This window comes from Tepidibacillus sp. HK-1 (assembly GCF_001748485.2).
In the GTDB taxonomy this organism is placed as follows: Bacteria; Bacillota; Bacilli; order Tepidibacillales; family Tepidibacillaceae; genus Tepidibacillus_B; species Tepidibacillus_B infernus.
In genome coordinates, this window is record NZ_BDGM02000008.1 from 29,703 (window position 1) to 45,897 (window position 16,195).

Here is a 16,195-nt window from a genome sequence, read left to right on the forward strand (position 1 = left end):
ACCTCCAAAAATATCTTTCTCCATCATATCACTTTCTCTACATATACAAAATAAACTTCATTATATATATTATTAAAAAAAAGAGTAGCAGTGAATCATGCTTACACTGCCACCCTTATCAAATATAAAATAAAAATAGATAAAGATTATTGATTTTGATGTTGATCCAGTCTTTGAATTAAATAGGCTAAACCATAACTCATTCCAACTAAAAAAAGCAAAGCAATAAAAACAATAAAAATGACTGCCATTTTATTCCTCCTTCATGTAAAAAAACTCTTTCTTAGTTTATACGGAAAAAAGGCAATTTATTCTTTCATTGTATTTACCAAAATATTTCATATTTCAAATTCTTTTGATAAAATAGGTTTATGAACCTAATGATAGGTTGAAAAAGGAGGAAAAAGGTATGAAATATGGTATTGTGATTTACCCCCAAAAGGAAATACAGGATTGGGCGAATTCATTACGAAAACGTTATGATTCTCATTACACATTAATTCCGCCCCATATTACAATTAAAGAGGCTTTTGAGATAGAAAATATAAACGAGGCTATTCAATATATTGAAAACATTACAAGTCAAATTCCTCCTTTTACATTAAAACTAAGCAAAGTCGGTACTTTTCTTCCTATCTCTCCTGTTGTATATGTAGGGTTTGAAAAAAATCCTGTTATTTATGAATTACAAGAAAAACTAAACGCTGACATCTTAAAGCGGCCATTAAAACATCAATTTATTCCACATATGACCATTGCTCAAGATTTGCATGAACAAGAAATACATGATGTATATGGTAGATTGAAATTGGAAAATTTAAATAAGTCTATACTGGTCGATCGAATTCATTTGTGTTATCAGATTGAGAATCAATCATGGACAGTTTATCAAACTTTTTTATTAACAGGAAAATAATAGCAGTGAATTTAAATATTCGTAGCAAATTTGAGGTGAGTTTATGCAAAAGTTGATATACAAACTCGTAACAAATCTACAAGAATTAAAGGATGCTTTTTCTATTAGAGAAGTTGTTTTTATCGATGAACAACAAGTTCCAAAAGAACTAGAAATGGATGAATACGATAATACAGCAACTCACTTTATTGTCTATGATGATAAACGTCCTGTAGCAACTGCAAGAATGAGGGAATACCATGACCCCTCCACCGTCAAGATTGAGAGAGTCGCTGTCCTGAAGGATGAGCGAGGTAAAGGTATTGGAAAAAAATTAATGACTTTTATTGAACAAGAAGCTTTAAAAATGGGATTTAAAACCCTAAGATTAAACGCTCAACGACATGCCGAAACGTTTTATAAAGACCTAGGATATATGACCATCAGCGAACCGTTCGATGAGGCCGGTATTGAACATGTTACCATGGAAAAGAAAAGTTAAGGTTTTTTAAAATGTACCTCATCCTTCGTGATATCTCATTAACATGTATGTCGAAAGAGTAGAGATATTCCTATCTTCTTAAATTTTTTAAACGTTCCACAACCTGATAGGGAACCATTTTTGTCCCTATTGGCGCGTGGAACATCTCGCCATTCCTTGAACCATGAAAATCAGAACCAGCGGTTACAATTATTCCGTAAGTTTCTCCCATTTCTTGATACCGTTTTTCTGCCTCTTCATCGTGATCAGGATGAAAAGCCTCAATTCCTTTAAGCCCGTATTTAATCAATCTAACAACCATTTCATCATCATCGTATAATCCTGGATGGGCTAATACTGGGACTCCTCCAGCTTTTTTAATAATATCAATTCCTTCCTCTGGAGAAATTCGAATCGGATTTACGTAGGCCTTTCCCTTTTTTCCAAGGTACAAATCAAAAGCTTCTTCCATGGTATCAACCACTTTCTTCTCGATCAATACTTCAGCAATATGAGGTCGACCAACATTAGCCCCTTCTCTTCTAATTTTCTTTTTCACTTCATCTAATGTGATCTGTATGCCAAGCTCATTTAATTTGACTATTATCATTTCATTTCGTTTATCCCTTGCTTTTTGCAGTTCATCAAGCGTATTTAAAAATTCCTTATCTTGGTAGCGAATAAAATAACCAAGAACATGAATATCTTGTCCTTTTTCTACAGTACTCATCTCAATTCCAGGAACAACCTCAATTCCTATTTTTTCAGCCATTTCAATCGCTTCATCAATTCCACTCACTGAATCGTGATCTGTGACGCCTAAAGCAGCCAATCCTGCTTCTTTTGCTAATTTGACGTTATCTGCAGGTGCATTTAGACCATCTGATGCAGTGCTATGCGAATGCAAATCTGCTCTCATCCTTTTCACTCCTTAAAAAAAATTCACAAAAATAACAGGTATTTTGAACAAGGCATCCCTCATAAACGTTTTAATACAATAAAGTTAAAGGAGGCCGTTTTGTGCACATTAACGTAAAGTCTGGATTTAAAATTGTAAAACCCTCTTCAAGAATTGATAAAGTATTTGAATCTCAAGGGTTCAAGAAAAAAGGGGGCAAAGACTTTCCCTACTATCGTCTAAGAATAGATGATATTTGCACACGAACGAGTTATGAATTACAGGTACCCGTACAGGAAATCTATTTAAGTCCAAAAGAATCTCTATATAAATTTCAGGAGATGATTATTCATACCCGATCTCCAGTAAAACCCCATCAAATTCCGGAGGCGATTATTCAAGCGGCAAAGGAAAAAATGAATGAGGTATTTTCTACTCTTTCTGAATCTAAACCAAGTATAAAAATCTAACATGTCTATTTTACCCTTTTTATCTTTTTATCATGAAAAAGAAAATATGAAAAGGCTGCGAGTTTTGCAGCCTTTACTTCATTATTCTCACACAATTTCAGCACTATGTTTAACCAATACTTTCTTCTGCCAAATTCGACTTTTCCAGCGAAAGAACATAAAAATACCTCTAAACCATTCATCTGCTGCAAACCCTAACCAAGCGCCGATTAAACCAAGGCCAAAGTGAATTCCTAAAACATAGGTTAAGGTTACACTTACACCGAACATTGAGATCACTCCCATGATAACAGGAAAATTCACATCCCCTGCCGCACGAAGAGAACTAATCAAGACTAAATTAAACGTTCGTCCTGCTTCTAGTAAAATATTAATCATCAATAAAGTTGAACCTAATTCTATAATCGAAGGGTCAACAGTGAAAATTCGGAATAAGTATTTGCTTAGCACAGAAAATAAAATAGCAACTGAAACCGAAACGATAAAGCTAATTTTTAAACTACGTAATGCTGTATGATAAGCATCGTCATTCTTTTTTGCGCCAACTAAATGTCCAACAAGAATTTGTGTACCTTGAGCAACGGAAACGGAGAATAAAAAGATAAAACTACTAAGATTTTGAGCATAGACTTTTGTGGTTAATGCCAGCGTTCCCATCATCGTAATAAAATACGTATTTAAAATTTGCGAAGTATTATAAGCTAAATGTTCCCCTGCAGCAGGTAAACCAACCGATAAAATCCCTTTAATGTAGTACTTTTTAAAATTAAAAAATTCACTAACTGTATAGCGATGATTTAATCGATTAGACAAGATCATCATAATTGCAATAAAACCAATGATTCGTGTAATTGTAGTTGAGATTGCCACTCCGGTTACTCCGAGCTTTGGAAAACCAAAAAGACCAAAAATAAAAATGGAGTTACCAATGATATTCATCACATTCATCGAAAGGCTTACATACATAGCATCCCTAGTAAAACCATTACTCCTTAATACCGCACCTGCAGAATTTAATGCAGCCTGAACAAATAAAAAGCCACCGACAATCAACATATATGATTTAGAATAAGCTTGTAGTTCAATTGGTACATTCATAATGTCTAAGAAAACGGGTGAAAAGAAAGCCATCATTCCACTTAATAGGATCCCAAATAGGAAATTAACGCCAATTGCAACAGCTCCAATTTTTAATGCATCATAATATTGTTTTGCTCCTAAATTCTGAGCCACGACAATACTTGCCCCAGCGGAAACGAAACCAAACATCACAATCGCAATAGAAATAATTTGATTGGTAACTCCTACTGCGGCAACAGCATCATCGGATACTTTACTGAGCATCATCGTATCTATATTCCCCATCAACATAAAAAGGAACACTTCAATAAAAATTGGCCAAGTAATTGAAAAAAGCGAAAGTTTTTGCTGTGCAGATTCCTCTAATACCATACTCTTCCCCCCATCAGCTTTATGAATCAATATTAGTGCAAACGTTTTCTTTAAAACGGATAAATCTAGTATAGTACGTTTACATTAGAATAGGAAGAGTTTATTTTTTTCCTTTTTTCAACATGTATCGTTTGAATAAAGTTTCAATGATAAAGGAGCGAATAACTTGATAATCCTTTGAATTCGTATCTATAAATTTGGCACCATAATAAAACTTTTTATCTTTTTTAGAAAATGTACTCTTCATAATTTCAACCTCTAGATGAAGAAATTGGTCAAATAGCCTAAAAGAAAGAAGAGCAATTCCATTTTCTCGAATATAGCATTTAGTAGAAAAGCCAATTCCTCCCTCACTGACATCATGAAGCTCTATTTGACAGAGTTGATTTAAATCAATTAAGGGCTTCGAACCAGAAAAAGAGACAGCGGTAATTTTGCCTTTTGCATCAATTCGAATTCGAGGGTTTTCCCTAGAAATAATCCATTTGTCACGTAAGATCAGCGGAACCAGCGTGATCAAGGAGTTCTCAGTTTTACCCATGACTGTTGTCTCGAAGGATTCAATGATTCCGCCTTCATTTAATGTGCAAGAAATCTTATCACCAACATTTAGCTGCTCTACTGAGGCTTGGATTTCTAGAAAGTCACTTTCTACATACCGGATCACCCCAGGACGTTTAAACGAAGCACCTTGTATAACAATTTGATTTCCAATCAAAGTTATTAGCCTCCATCGTCATCTTATTCCATTGATTTGTGAGACTTACTCATTTGTGCTCCAAAATTCTTTGGATGCTCTCCCATTTTTCCTTGTAAGATTTGCAAAGCATGGGGAAGAATTTCAATAATCGCTTCTAGATTTTCCCGTACTCCCTTTGGACTCCCAGGAAGATTAACGATGATGCTATCTCCTCTTGCACCCACCACAGCACGAGAAAGAGTAGCAAAAGGGGTTTTTACCCGTGAAACCCGACGCATTTCTTCGGCAAGACCAGGAATTTCTTTATCTATAACAGCTAAAGTTGCTTCAGGTGTCACATCTCTTTTTGCCAAACCTGTTCCTCCTGTTGTAATCACTAGATCAAGCTGTAACTCATCCGTATATAGGATCAAGTACTTTTCGATCAGTTGCCGTTCATCGGGAATAACGTCATATTGCTTTACTTCTCCCTGAATCGTTGCTACGATTTCACGAATCACTTTTCCGCTAATATCTTCTCGTTCACCACGAGAACCTTTATCACTTAATGTCAAAATCCCAACTGACCAATTCACGATGATATCTCCCCCTTGTTTCTGACATACTCCCCACTTTTGCCCCCTGTTTTAGAGACGAGATAGGTTTCCCCTAATACCATTCCTTTGTCTACTGCTTTACACATATCATAGATGGTTAACATGGCAACACTTACAGCGGTTAGTGCTTCCATCTCTACCCCTGTCACATTCGTGGTTTTAACGGTGGACTCTACAATAATTGTATTTTCACCTGATTCTTCAAAGGAGATATCCACTCCAGTGAGTGGAATAGGGTGGCACATAGGAATAAGCTCTGATGTTTTTTTTGCTGCCATGATCCCAGCGATTTGGGCAACAGCTAAAACATCTCCTTTCCCAATCTTTCCTTGCCGAATTAGTTGCAAGGTTTCTGGCTTCATAATGATTGTGCCTCTAGCCACAGCTGTTCGTTTAGTCACGTTTTTTTCACTTACATCAACCATTTTGGCTCGGCCTTGATTATTAAAGTGGGTTAATTCGCTCATCTTAACCTCCTATTTGCGACATTCTTCTTTGGGTTGGTATATGTGATAACTCTTCGTTATTTAATGTTTTTGCCATCTCATGATTTTCTGGTTTCATATTTAACGCTTTATAATAAAGCTGTTTTAGTCCTTCCTCATCTCCCAAATACGGTTTAACATTTAATTCTTCCTGCCAATAAAGACAAGGCTTGATATAACCATCAGAAGTTAACCGAAGGCGATTACAGTTAGCGCAGAAATGATCACTAATTGGATGAATAAATCCAATTGATCCTTTTGCTCCTTTAATTCGGAAGTTTTCCGATGGGCCATTGCCAAAAACTTCTCCAGATTCCTCTAATTCAAAACCCAATTCTTTCGCTTTTTCCTTTACAAGTTCTAATGAGAGATAACCACTTTTCCAGGTTTCATCTGCATGACCAATCGGCATATATTCGATAAACCGAACCTGTACAGGTTGATCAATCGTCATTCGCAGAAAATCACCAATTTCATCATCATTAAACCCTTTCATCAGAACCGTATTGATTTTAATCGGCGAAAATCCTACACGATAAGCAGCATCAATCCCATCTAGTACCTTTTTCAAATCGCCACCTCTTGTAATTTCCTTAAAACGATCATGGCGTAATGAATCTAAGCTAACATTGACCCTAGTTAATCCTGCTTTTTTAAGTACTTCCGCCTTTTGCGCTAAAAACATTGCATTTGTTGTTAAAGCAATATCTTTTATTCCTTCAATACGACTAAGTTTCTCAACTAATACCTCTAGATCTCTACGAACTAGAGGCTCTCCACCTGTTAAGCGGATTTTTCGAATACCTAAACTCGCACCAACTCTCACCACTTCTTCAATTTGTTCATAAGTTAGAAGCTGATGGTGGTCCATAAATTGAACACCCTCAGGTGGCATACAATAGACACAACGTAAATTACAACGGTCGGTCACAGATATTCTCAAATAATCATGTACACGGTTAAATCGATCTACTAATTGGCTCATTTATAAAGCCTCCTCTCCCTGATTCAATCCCCTCTAGTCTGAATAACTCTATTTTACAACAAATTCATGGTAAATAAGTGCTAAAAATGTACTTCACCTAAAATAAACTTTTTCGTTAGTTCATGAATAGGATTTTCAAACATTCTTCTCGTTGCCTGGGATTCAATCAAATAACCACTATGTAAAAAAAGAGTCTCATCAGCAATCCGTTTTGCTTGAAACATATTATGAGTCACCATGATCACCGTCATTTGAAATTGGTTCTTTAACTTTAAAATAAGTTGTTCAATCTCAAGCACATTTTGAGGATCTAAACTTGCAGTAGGTTCATCTAAAATAAGAACTTGTGGTGAAGTAATAATGGCTCTAGCAATGGCCACCTTTGCCATTTCTCCTCCAGATAAGCTTTTTGCCTTTTGATCAATCAAATAATCAATTTGAAATTGTTTCAGGATTTCCAAAACCTGTTCTTTTCTTTCTTTTCTAGGTACACCACGTACTTTTAAACCGTATGCAACATTTTGAAAAACATTCGTCTGAAACATATATGGCTTTTGCCAGACTACCGCTATTCTTTTGTCTGGTTCTGTTAACGCTTTTCCATGGAAATAAATTTCCCCAGAAGTTGGTGTTAAAAATCCTGAGATGATCTTTAACAAGGTGCTTTTCCCTGCCCCGTTTGGTCCGATTATCCCATACACCTTTTCATTTTCAAATCGATAACTAATTGGCTTTAATATCGTTTTTCCATCGATTTCAACCGTTGCATTTTTTACTTGGATCAAGATTTCCATCCTCCTTGCTGCCAGGAGAATAAAACAGAGTTAATCAGAAAAGAAACAAAAAGGAGAATCATTCCTAATGCAATCGCCATATCAAAGTTTCCTTTTCTTGTTTCTAAAACAATGGCAGTAGTGAGCACCCGTGTTTTTCCCGCAATATCTCCACCTACTAACATCACGGCTCCTACTTCAGCAATCACTCTTCCAAAAGCAGAGATTAAAGCAGCAATCGCTGGAAAGCGAATCTCTTTGATCAATGTGAATAATGTATATATTCGATTTGCTCCCAATCCTCTTGCTGTCATCATGACGACTGGGGCTTTTCCTTCTGCTGCAACATAGATCAAGCCTATGACAATGGGTAAAGCTAACATCAACTGAGCTAAAATCATCGCTATCGGGGTATAAAGAAGATAGATATAAGGAGCAATTGGGCCACTCCTCGATAAAAGTAAAAATAGAATAAGTCCAGCCAATACAGGGGGTAATCCCATCAAAACATAAATCAATCGGATGAAAACATATTTAAAGGGAAAAGATCGAGTTCCCAGCCAGGTACCAATGGGAACTCCGATCAATCCTGCAATCATCACAGCGATACTAGAGATATAAAGTGAACGAAATGTAACTTCATATAATTCTCTATTTCCAGTTAAGATTAAAGAAACAGCTCGTTCAAATCCTTGCAAATAGATTTCCATATTGCTACAAGCCCCTATTTTTCATAAGTAAAGAACAATTGTTGACCATTTACTTTATAGTCCTTAATCAGTTGTTGCCCTTCATCAGAAAGAATAAAATCAATCAATTTTTGTGCATCCTCGTGATTAATTCCTTGATGTTTCTCAGGGTTAACAGCAATGATTCCATAGGGGTTAAGCAACCCTTTGTCTCCTTCAACTAAAATATCAAGATTGCTCAATTTATCTTTCATGAAGGAATAGGTAGCACGATCTGTTAGAGTATACCCTTGCTGCTCATTGGCCATGATTAAAGTATCTCCCATTCCTTTGCCTACAGAAAGATACCAGTCCCCTTTTGGTTTTATCCCTAACTTTTGCCAAATTTCTAGTTCTTTTTTATTTGTCCCAGAGTCGTCCCCTCTTGATAAAAAAGGAGCTTGCCCATTTGTAAAAAGGGTAAATGCTTCATCTAATGATTTACCTTTAATCCCATCAGGATCATTTTTAGGTCCAACAATGACAAAATCGTTGTACATCACATCATAACGCTTGCTTCCATGCCCATCTGCGACAAACTTTTCTTCCGCTTTTCGTGCATGAACTAAGATCACGTCAGCATCGCCTCTTGAAGCGGTTTCGATCGCTTGGCCTGTTCCTTGTGCAAGCACATCTACTTTTACATGATATTTTTCTTCAAAAACAGGAAGCAAATAGTCTAATAAACCCGAATCTTGCGTACTTGTTGTTGTAGCAAGGCGTAAAGTTGTTGGTTGTTCACTAGTTGTCTGTTCTCCCCCACAAGCCACTAGTATAAACATAAGGAATACGAAAAGGATTCCAACAAATAATCTCATTCTTTTTCTCATTTATTATTCCCCCCTAGTCAACTACTTTCCTGTTACTTCATTTTTATACAAAATTTTTCCAGTATCTCGACAACTATATCCACCCATTGATTCTACCTCTGATTTGAATTTATCTGAGGTGATCACTTGTATTAAGAGTTGACCGGCTTCACTTTGATAAAACTCTTTTGTCATGATTAAATCATATCTTTCTTCTGCAACAGGAATAAAATCTAGATCAAGAACCTTAGCTGCTGAATAAATTCCCAAACCAACGTCCGCATTGCCTCCTTTAATCGCTGCTGCTAGACTTAGATGGGAAAAATCCTCTCGTGTATACCCGTAAATATCATCAGGAGAAAGATTAACTTGTTTTAGTAAATAATCAAAGAGAATTCTTGTTCCTGCTCCCCGTTGACGGTTGATATAGCGAATTCCTTCTTTTGTAAGATCCTCAATCGTTTGAATTTGCTTTGGATTACCTTTCTGAACGATCCAACCTTGCTGTCGATAAACTAAATTGATTAATACAACAGGTGTATTGGATAAATATTGCTCTATATAAGAAAGGTTATACTCCCCTGTTTTCTCATCTAAAAGATGGGTTCCTGCTACATGGTTTTCTCCTTTGCGAATGGCCAAAATTCCAGCAAGGCTTCCTATATGTGCAGAACTTAATGAATATGAAGAATCTTGCTTTCTAATTGCTGACGCTAATAGATCTAAAATAAGATCATGACTTCCCGCAAAGACGATCGTTTGGTCAATTTGTTCAAGCGATCGATATAATTCAACCTCTACCTCTTCCCCTTGTTCATAACCTTGGCTTTGAATAGGGATACGAAGTAATCCATCAGCCCGTACAAGTGACATCGTTACCCCAGCAGAACGACTTAATGGGTTCGCAACATATTGTCCATTTACCTTTCCGAGGGTTAAACGAATAAAATCCTCAGCTCCCATTTTTGAAACAATTCTTCTACCTAGCTTTACTTTAATCTTTCTTCGTTCAGGTGAAGCGAGTCCAAGAAATTGATGCATCAATGGTTTGAGAAACCAATCTAAAGCTAAATAAGCTGAAACAGGATACCCGGGAACGCCAATAATCGGCTTGCCATTATAGGCTTTTCCTAGAACAACTGGCTTACCTGGTCTTGTTGCAACACCATGGACAATCACTTCTCCTAGGGAAGCAATCACAGATGAGGTAAAATCTTCTCTCCCTGCCGATGAACCAGCATTCATTAAAACAATATCAGCTTCTTCTAAGGCTTCCTTTACTTTTTGCTGAATCAGATTGAAATCGTCAATCACAATTCCTTTATAAATCGGTTTTCCTCCCCATTCTTTCACGTAACTAGCAAAAACCGTTCCGTTAAATTCAATAATGTCCCCTGGTTTTAAATTCAACGTTGGCTCAACGATTTCTGTTCCCGTTGGAATAATAGCGACCTTTGGCATAGCAATGACAGGAACCTCTAAGACTCCACCAGCTAAAAGGGCGCCTTGATCAACAGGACGAATTTTATGATAAATCGGTAAAATCATCTCTCCTGCAACAATATCCTCACCAATTTGACGAATATGTTTCCAAGGACTAGCTGGCTCAATAATTTCAACCGTTTCTTCATCAATTTGATGGAGATATTCAACCATAATCACTGCATTGAATGGTTCTGGAATAGGGTCACCTGTGTCTACCACTTCATAATCAACATGCAGTTTTAAACGAAGGGGATTTGTTTCATGAGCAGAATATGTTTTTTCTGCTTTTACTGCAATTCCATCCATAGCTGATGCATGAAAATGAGGCATAGAAACATTTGCGAAAATTGCTTGTGCAGTAACCCGATCTAAACTTTCAGTTGTTGGTACCATTTCCACATTCGGTTTGAGATCAAAGAGTTGCAAAAATTTAACTTGTGCTTCATGTAAAGGTGTATCTTCCAAATAGATTTTTCTCATTCCAATGTCTCCTTTTGCTTTCTTCCCAGTTATCCCTATTCTAGCATTAAAAAATAACCCACAAAAGTGACGTTTTTCTTTCGTAGCATATTCCTATTATTTTACAGGATCCCATTATAATAAAAGTCATTAAGAAAACAATATGACATTTACCCATTCTCCAGCTGTAATGCCTTCTTTATATTGAGAAATTTCTATCATCCCATCACTTTTTACTAGATTGGTAATTAGACCTGATTTACCAAAAACAGGGTTGGCCCATAATTCATGATCACGAATCTCCAATTGTACCCGAACATAATCGGTGCGACCTACTTGAGAAGCAATATTTCTTGATATTCTTGCTCTCAATTGTTTGGCAAAAGGATTTTCGTTTACTTGATGAAGCTGATTCATGATTTGCCTACCAAATAGTTCAAATAAGACCATGGCAGACACAGGATGTCCTGGTAAACCCATCACAGGTTTCCCATTACAATTAGCGATTATAGTTGGTTTGCCCGGTTTTATAGATATCCCATGTACAAAAACACCTGGTGAACCTAATTGGTTCATCACTTGACTTGTATAATCCTTTGTCCCCATTGAACTCCCACCAGATAGAATTAAAAAATCTACCTGTTGAAACAGCTCTTGTGATTTTGAAAGATATTGATCAAACTGGTCTTTAACGATTCCTCCATAGATGATTTGACCGCCTAGTGCTTGTACTGCTGCTGCAATCGATATCCCATTAATATCTCTAATCTGCCCGGGTAACAATTCTTCAGTTTCTGGTGGGACAATTTCGTCGCCAGTAGATAATAGGCCAACCTTTAATTTTGTATAGACAGGAACTTTGGTTACTCCAATTGCTGCTAAGCCACCTAAATCTTGTGGTCTTAAACGATGCCCCTTTTTCAACACCACTTCGCCATCATAAACGTCTTCTCCTTTGAAAATCACGTTCTCTCTGGGGGCTACTTGTTCAAAGACATTTAATAGATCACCTACAACTTCTACATCTTCAATCATCACCACTGCATCTGCACCTTCAGGTAACATCCCGCCAGTAGGAACATACATCGCTTGTCCTTCTTGAATGGTTTGATTGACATCTTTCCCCATTTTAACCGAACCAGTAATATGAAAAAAAGTAGGCATTGATTCTGTAGATCCATAGGTATTTCTTGCCTTCACAGCATATCCGTCAACCGTCGAACGATGAAATCCTGGAACATCTTCCTTTGAAACCATGTCATGAGCAAGAACTCTCCCTACAGCTTCTGTAATCGAAATTTCTTCGACCGAATCAATTGTTTGAAACTGCATTTTGATCTTTTCTGCCACTTCTTGTACTTGTTGGACATCTAGTAATTCGATTCTAGATCCATTTTGATGAAGGTTTAATGGTTCCATACTTCTCTTCCTCCTTTGATGTACATTCCTTTTACAAATGCTCTCCTATTTTGAAAGATGGCATATAAAGATGATATAATAGGATTAAATTGAATTGAAAATAGACTAGATTGGCTTCGGGGGTGAAACCATGCAAATCCAATTATTCGCTACCTATCGTGATATTGTTAACGCTAAGACTGTCGATGTTCCTGTGACAGAATCAATGACAACAATAAAAGAACTATTACAATCATTAATCAACTTATTTCCAGCATTTCAAAAAGAACTTTTTCTTGATGAAACACAATTATCATTAAAACCTCATGTCCATATTTTTGTAAACGGTCGTAATATCATTCATCTTCAGGGGCTAAATACACCTTTTACATTCAAAGATGAAATCGCTTTAATCCCTCCTGTTGGAGGTGGTTGATATGTATGAGACCCAGCTTGAATTTAGGGGTATTTCTCGTGAATTAGTCATTGAATATTTACTAAGCATTGCCGAGTTAACAAGTACTTCCATTATATCAAACGCTGATGGCAGCGTAACAATTCCTTCTAAAGATTGGATGGTTACTTTATCGGAAGTAGGGTCTTTTTCCATTGTTCCAACAGTTGTGATTCCAAGATTTTTCATTTCCTTTACAGGAGATGAAACAAAAATTTTAGATACCATCCAAAAACTTCGAGTTAGAACCTTACGTACAGGTGGATAATTTTTTTAAAGAATAATCCAGCTTTCCTGTTGGAAGCTGGATTATTCTTTTTCAACATTTAAAAACCAATCATTCTCAAATAGTAGGAGATTAGAGAATTTCTAATGCCTTTAATTTTTCTTCTGGAACTACACCATCGACCCAACCACGAAGTTGATAATATTCTTCTAACATTTCAGCAAGGTTTGAAACAACACCTTCGCTATGTTTAGTTGCCCCTTCTGTTAAGAAACGTTTTGGTAAGGTATCGTCTTTTCGATCAAATCCATTCAGGTTGTTATAATAACGCTCTAGATTAACGATTCTTTCTCCTGTCTTCATCACTTCTTCAGCTGTCATATCTCTTCCAATCATCGTTGCAAGCTGTGCTGCATATTCTTCTGCTCCTTCAGCAAAAGAAGAGAACTTACAAATATCCATTGAATCTCCAAAAGCAGCAAGATCTTGGAACACCTTGGTTAAATTACCTTTTCCTTTTACCTGAAGACGATCCATTGGTTCAGGAATTCCCAACATTTCACTTGCAATGGTATAACCATTGACATGGCAAGCACCACGGTTACTTGTTGCATAGGTTAAACCGATTCCTTGTACACCACGAGGATCGTAAGCGGGAATCGATTGATCTTTAACAGACATAGATAACTCTGGCGCCCCAAGTTTTTTGGAGGCTTTACCACCACCTTCTGCTAAAAGATCGCCAAGCCCTTCTCGAACTGCAATTTTATCAAGAAGTTCGATCATTTTATCCGCATCGCCCCACTTGATTTCTTCTTCAATGAGGCCTTTTTCTGAAGCTTCCATAGCCATAGCAAGTGTATTTCCAGCTTCAATCGTATCCATGCCATAATCATTACATTGGTAGAGCATATAGGCCATCGCTTCTCGATTAAAGTTTCCACTCATTGCACCTAGAGCCCAAGCCGTTTCATACTCCATGGATTCAACTTTAACCTTATACTTACCATCCTTAACTTCAAGCTCTTTCTTACATGCAACAGGACAAGCATGACAAGTTGGTTCAGATACTAATAAGGTTGCTCTAAATGTTTCCCCACTAATCTCATCTGCTTGTTCAAAATGGGATTGTTTCCCGTTATAGGCAGGGAAAGCACTAACAGCATTCATCATATTGGTTAACACATTTGTTCCATAAACAGATAGCCCACCTTTTCCAGGTGAAGTCACAGGATTATCCATGATCAGTTTTAATGCCTTTTGCCTTGCTGCTTTATGTTCATCAGGCTGTACCGGTTTTAACATATTTTTCTGTGAACCGCGTATGACGATGGCTTTCAAATTTTTACTCCCCATCACTGCTCCAACGCCACCACGACCATTTGCTCTATCATTTTCATTCATAATAGAAGCAAATTTCACTAGATTTTCTCCAGCTTTACCAATGGTCATCACACTAAGATCCTCTTCACCGTAGCGATTTCTCATGATTTTAACAACTTCATGAACATTTTTTCCCCATAAGTCACTAGCGTCTTTGATTTCTACTTGACCATTTTCCACATAAAGGTAAACAGGATGATCTGCTTTTCCTTTCACAGTTAATCCATCAAAACCTGACCAACGAATTCTTGAACCTGCCCAGCCGCCAGCATGCGAGTTCGTTATTGTTCCAGTTAAAGGAGATTTGGTTACGACCGCAACACGGTTACCCATAGTGACTTGTGTCCCTGTTGTCGGTCCAGTCATAATGGCCAACATATTGTCAGGAGATAGCGCTTCCACTAATGGCCCGTTGTCAAAGACATATTTGGTACCAAGCCCTCTCCCACCAATATATTTTCTAGCATCTTCTTCGTCGATTTCTTTGTAATCCACTGTCCCATTTGTTAAGTCAATCCATGCAACTTTGTTTAAATATCCCCCAAATTTCATCAGTTTCCTCCTCCTTTTTTATTTCATCCATTTAAAATCATAGATTGGAAGATATAGCCAACCTATATTTATTATTCTATCATGATCTTTATAAAAATTAAATAAATTCTCATTACTAATTTCTAAAAATTGTTATTTTTATATCAATTTTAATATACAAAATTTGTACACTTCCACAAACTATCAAAGATAGAAAACGATTTTCCTTTTCCATCGCTCAAATATAGTGGTAAAATAAATATAAAATGAAAACGTTTAGTAGTGAAAGGAAGAACCATATGCAAATCAAAATTAAGTTTTTCGCTGGGATTGCTGAAGCAACTAGAAAAAGGGAACATACTTTACATCTTGACCACACTCCTACTGTAAAAGATCTAATTCACTTATTAACAAATGAATTTCCAATGGCAGCTGAAATGATTAAAAGATCGATGGTATCTATAAATCATGACTATGCAAAACCAGACCAAAACATTACTGAAACAGATGAAATTGCTTTAATTCCTCCTGTAAGTGGAGGAGAAGAGCCTCTTTTTGAAGTGACGACAGAACCCTTGTACGCTGATCAATTGATTGCTAAGGTTTCAAATCCAATGGCTGGAGCAATTCTTACCTTTGTTGGAACGGTACGAGAATTTACATATGGGAAAAGAACCACTTATTTGGAATATGAAGCCTATCCAGAAATGGCAATTAAAAAAATGGAGGAAATTGCTAAGGAAATCAAGGAAAAGTGGCCAAATACCAAAGTAGCCATGTCCCATCGTATCGGTAAATTAACGATTGAAGAAATAAGTGTGATTATTGCCGTAGCTACTCCTCATCGTGATGCTGGATTTGAAGCAGGACGTTATGCGATTGAACGATTAAAACAAATCGTCCCTATATGGAAAAAAGAGATTTGGGAAAATGGCGAAGAATGGATAGGGCATCAAGAAGGTCCATGGAAGAAGGATGAATGAGTTG

Annotated in this window: 18 protein-coding genes; 6 read left to right on the forward strand and 12 right to left on the reverse strand. The window is 36.8% G+C overall.

The annotated features are described in order from the left end of the window. The first annotated feature begins 409 nt into the window (after positions 1-409). Positions 410-916, forward strand: coding sequence for a 2'-5' RNA ligase family protein (locus BEN26_RS05705; RefSeq protein ID WP_068724805.1), 507 nt, complete (start codon positions 410-412; stop codon positions 914-916). A gap of 43 nt (positions 917-959) precedes the next feature. Beyond that, positions 960-1,397: a GNAT family N-acetyltransferase gene (locus BEN26_RS05710; RefSeq protein WP_069798513.1), complete on the forward strand. Its 438-nt coding sequence runs from the start codon at positions 960-962 to the stop codon at positions 1,395-1,397. A gap of 70 nt (positions 1,398-1,467) precedes the next feature. On the opposite strand, the gene BEN26_RS05715 is transcribed toward BEN26_RS05710, so the two are convergent. Further along, positions 1,468-2,295, reverse strand: coding sequence for a PHP domain-containing protein (locus BEN26_RS05715; protein WP_069798511.1), 828 nt, complete (start codon positions 2,293-2,295; stop codon positions 1,468-1,470). Positions 2,296-2,396: 101 nt separating this feature from the next. On the opposite strand from BEN26_RS05715, the gene BEN26_RS05720 reads away from it, so the two are divergent. Next, positions 2,397-2,744, forward strand: coding sequence for a hypothetical protein (locus BEN26_RS05720; protein ID WP_069798509.1), 348 nt, complete (start codon positions 2,397-2,399; stop codon positions 2,742-2,744). An 87-nt stretch (positions 2,745-2,831) separates the two neighbouring features. Here the strand turns inward: BEN26_RS05720 and BEN26_RS05725 are convergent, their stop codons facing one another. From BEN26_RS05725 to BEN26_RS05770, 10 genes are all read right to left on the reverse strand, one after another. Next, complete coding sequence (locus BEN26_RS05725; protein ID WP_069798507.1) at positions 2,832-4,196, reverse strand: MATE family efflux transporter; 1,365 nt, start codon at positions 4,194-4,196, stop codon at positions 2,832-2,834. 100 nt (positions 4,197-4,296) lie between these two features. After that, positions 4,297-4,914, reverse strand: a complete 618-nt coding sequence (locus BEN26_RS05730; RefSeq protein WP_069798505.1) for a PilZ domain-containing protein — start codon at positions 4,912-4,914, stop codon at positions 4,297-4,299. A gap of 23 nt (positions 4,915-4,937) precedes the next feature. Then, a complete protein-coding gene (locus tag BEN26_RS05735) occupies positions 4,938-5,471 on the reverse strand; it encodes a MogA/MoaB family molybdenum cofactor biosynthesis protein (RefSeq protein WP_069798503.1) in 534 nt (177 codons plus the stop codon). Beyond that, positions 5,468-5,959, reverse strand: coding sequence for a cyclic pyranopterin monophosphate synthase MoaC (gene moaC, locus BEN26_RS05740; RefSeq protein WP_069798501.1), 492 nt, complete (start codon positions 5,957-5,959; stop codon positions 5,468-5,470). Before moaC ends, BEN26_RS05735 begins: the two co-directional genes overlap by 4 nt. Position 5,960: 1 nt before the next feature. Further along, a complete protein-coding gene (moaA, locus tag BEN26_RS05745) occupies positions 5,961-6,962 on the reverse strand; it encodes a GTP 3',8-cyclase MoaA (protein ID WP_068724818.1) in 1,002 nt (333 codons plus the stop codon). Positions 6,963-7,042: 80 nt separating this feature from the next. Further along, a complete protein-coding gene (locus tag BEN26_RS05750) occupies positions 7,043-7,747 on the reverse strand; it encodes an ABC transporter ATP-binding protein (RefSeq protein ID WP_181482211.1) in 705 nt (234 codons plus the stop codon). After that, positions 7,744-8,445 carry an ABC transporter permease gene (locus tag BEN26_RS05755; protein ID WP_068724821.1) on the reverse strand — a complete coding sequence of 234 codons (702 nt, stop codon included), beginning with the start codon at positions 8,443-8,445 and terminating at the stop codon, positions 7,744-7,746. The genes BEN26_RS05750 and BEN26_RS05755 overlap by 4 nt, the downstream gene beginning before the upstream one ends. A gap of 14 nt (positions 8,446-8,459) precedes the next feature. Continuing rightward, positions 8,460-9,293, reverse strand: coding sequence for an ABC transporter substrate-binding protein (locus tag BEN26_RS05760; protein ID WP_181482212.1), 834 nt, complete (start codon positions 9,291-9,293; stop codon positions 8,460-8,462). Positions 9,294-9,314: 21 nt separating this feature from the next. Continuing rightward, on the reverse strand, positions 9,315-11,237 hold the full coding sequence (locus tag BEN26_RS05765) for a molybdopterin biosynthesis protein (protein ID WP_069798497.1): 1,923 nt from the start codon (positions 11,235-11,237) through the stop codon (positions 9,315-9,317). Between the two features lie 129 nt (positions 11,238-11,366). Then, positions 11,367-12,635: a molybdopterin molybdotransferase MoeA gene (locus tag BEN26_RS05770; RefSeq protein WP_255421863.1), complete on the reverse strand. Its 1,269-nt coding sequence runs from the start codon at positions 12,633-12,635 to the stop codon at positions 11,367-11,369. Positions 12,636-12,765: 130 nt separating this feature from the next. Here BEN26_RS05770 and BEN26_RS05775 point away from each other — a divergent pair, with 130 nt between their 5' ends. Together BEN26_RS05775 and BEN26_RS05780 are read left to right on the forward strand one after the other, a co-directional pair. Further along, complete coding sequence (locus BEN26_RS05775) at positions 12,766-13,050, forward strand: ubiquitin-like small modifier protein 1 (RefSeq protein WP_068724833.1); 285 nt, start codon at positions 12,766-12,768, stop codon at positions 13,048-13,050. Between the two features lies 1 nt (position 13,051). Further along, a complete protein-coding gene (locus BEN26_RS05780) occupies positions 13,052-13,336 on the forward strand; it encodes a MoaD-like domain-containing protein (protein ID WP_069798495.1) in 285 nt (94 codons plus the stop codon). A gap of 90 nt (positions 13,337-13,426) precedes the next feature. Here BEN26_RS05780 and BEN26_RS05785 read toward each other — a convergent pair whose 3' ends face one another. Beyond that, complete coding sequence (locus BEN26_RS05785; RefSeq protein WP_069798493.1) at positions 13,427-15,229, reverse strand: aldehyde ferredoxin oxidoreductase family protein; 1,803 nt, start codon at positions 15,227-15,229, stop codon at positions 13,427-13,429. Between the two features lie 278 nt (positions 15,230-15,507). On the opposite strand from BEN26_RS05785, the gene moaD reads away from it, so the two are divergent. Further along, a complete protein-coding gene (gene moaD / locus BEN26_RS14195; RefSeq protein WP_069798491.1) occupies positions 15,508-16,191 on the forward strand; it encodes a molybdopterin converting factor subunit 1 in 684 nt (227 codons plus the stop codon). The last annotated feature ends 4 nt before the right edge of the window (positions 16,192-16,195 follow it).

Coding starts and splice junctions, on each gene's coding strand:
- BEN26_RS05705 (WP_068724805.1), top strand. CDS start 410: ATGAAATATGGTATTGTGATTTACCCCCAAAAGGAAATACAGGATTGG.
- BEN26_RS05710 (WP_069798513.1), top strand. CDS start 960: ATGCAAAAGTTGATATACAAACTCGTAACAAATCTACAAGAATTAAAG.
- BEN26_RS05715 (WP_069798511.1), bottom strand. CDS start 2,295: ATGAGAGCAGATTTGCATTCGCATAGCACTGCATCAGATGGTCTAAAT.
- BEN26_RS05725 (WP_069798507.1), bottom strand. CDS start 4,196: ATGGTATTAGAGGAATCTGCACAGCAAAAACTTTCGCTTTTTTCAATT.
- moaC (WP_069798501.1), bottom strand. CDS start 5,959: ATGAGCGAATTAACCCACTTTAATAATCAAGGCCGAGCCAAAATGGTT.
- moaA (WP_068724818.1), bottom strand. CDS start 6,962: ATGAGCCAATTAGTAGATCGATTTAACCGTGTACATGATTATTTGAGA.
- BEN26_RS05755 (WP_068724821.1), bottom strand. CDS start 8,445: ATGGAAATCTATTTGCAAGGATTTGAACGAGCTGTTTCTTTAATCTTA.
- BEN26_RS05760 (WP_181482212.1), bottom strand. CDS start 9,293: ATGAGAAAAAGAATGAGATTATTTGTTGGAATCCTTTTCGTATTCCTT.
- BEN26_RS05765 (WP_069798497.1), bottom strand. CDS start 11,237: ATGAGAAAAATCTATTTGGAAGATACACCTTTACATGAAGCACAAGTT.
- BEN26_RS05770 (WP_255421863.1), bottom strand. CDS start 12,635: ATGGAACCATTAAACCTTCATCAAAATGGATCTAGAATCGAATTACTA.
- BEN26_RS05775 (WP_068724833.1), top strand. CDS start 12,766: ATGCAAATCCAATTATTCGCTACCTATCGTGATATTGTTAACGCTAAG.
- BEN26_RS05780 (WP_069798495.1), top strand. CDS start 13,052: ATGTATGAGACCCAGCTTGAATTTAGGGGTATTTCTCGTGAATTAGTC.
- BEN26_RS05785 (WP_069798493.1), bottom strand. CDS start 15,229: ATGAAATTTGGGGGATATTTAAACAAAGTTGCATGGATTGACTTAACA.
- moaD (WP_069798491.1), top strand. CDS start 15,508: ATGCAAATCAAAATTAAGTTTTTCGCTGGGATTGCTGAAGCAACTAGA.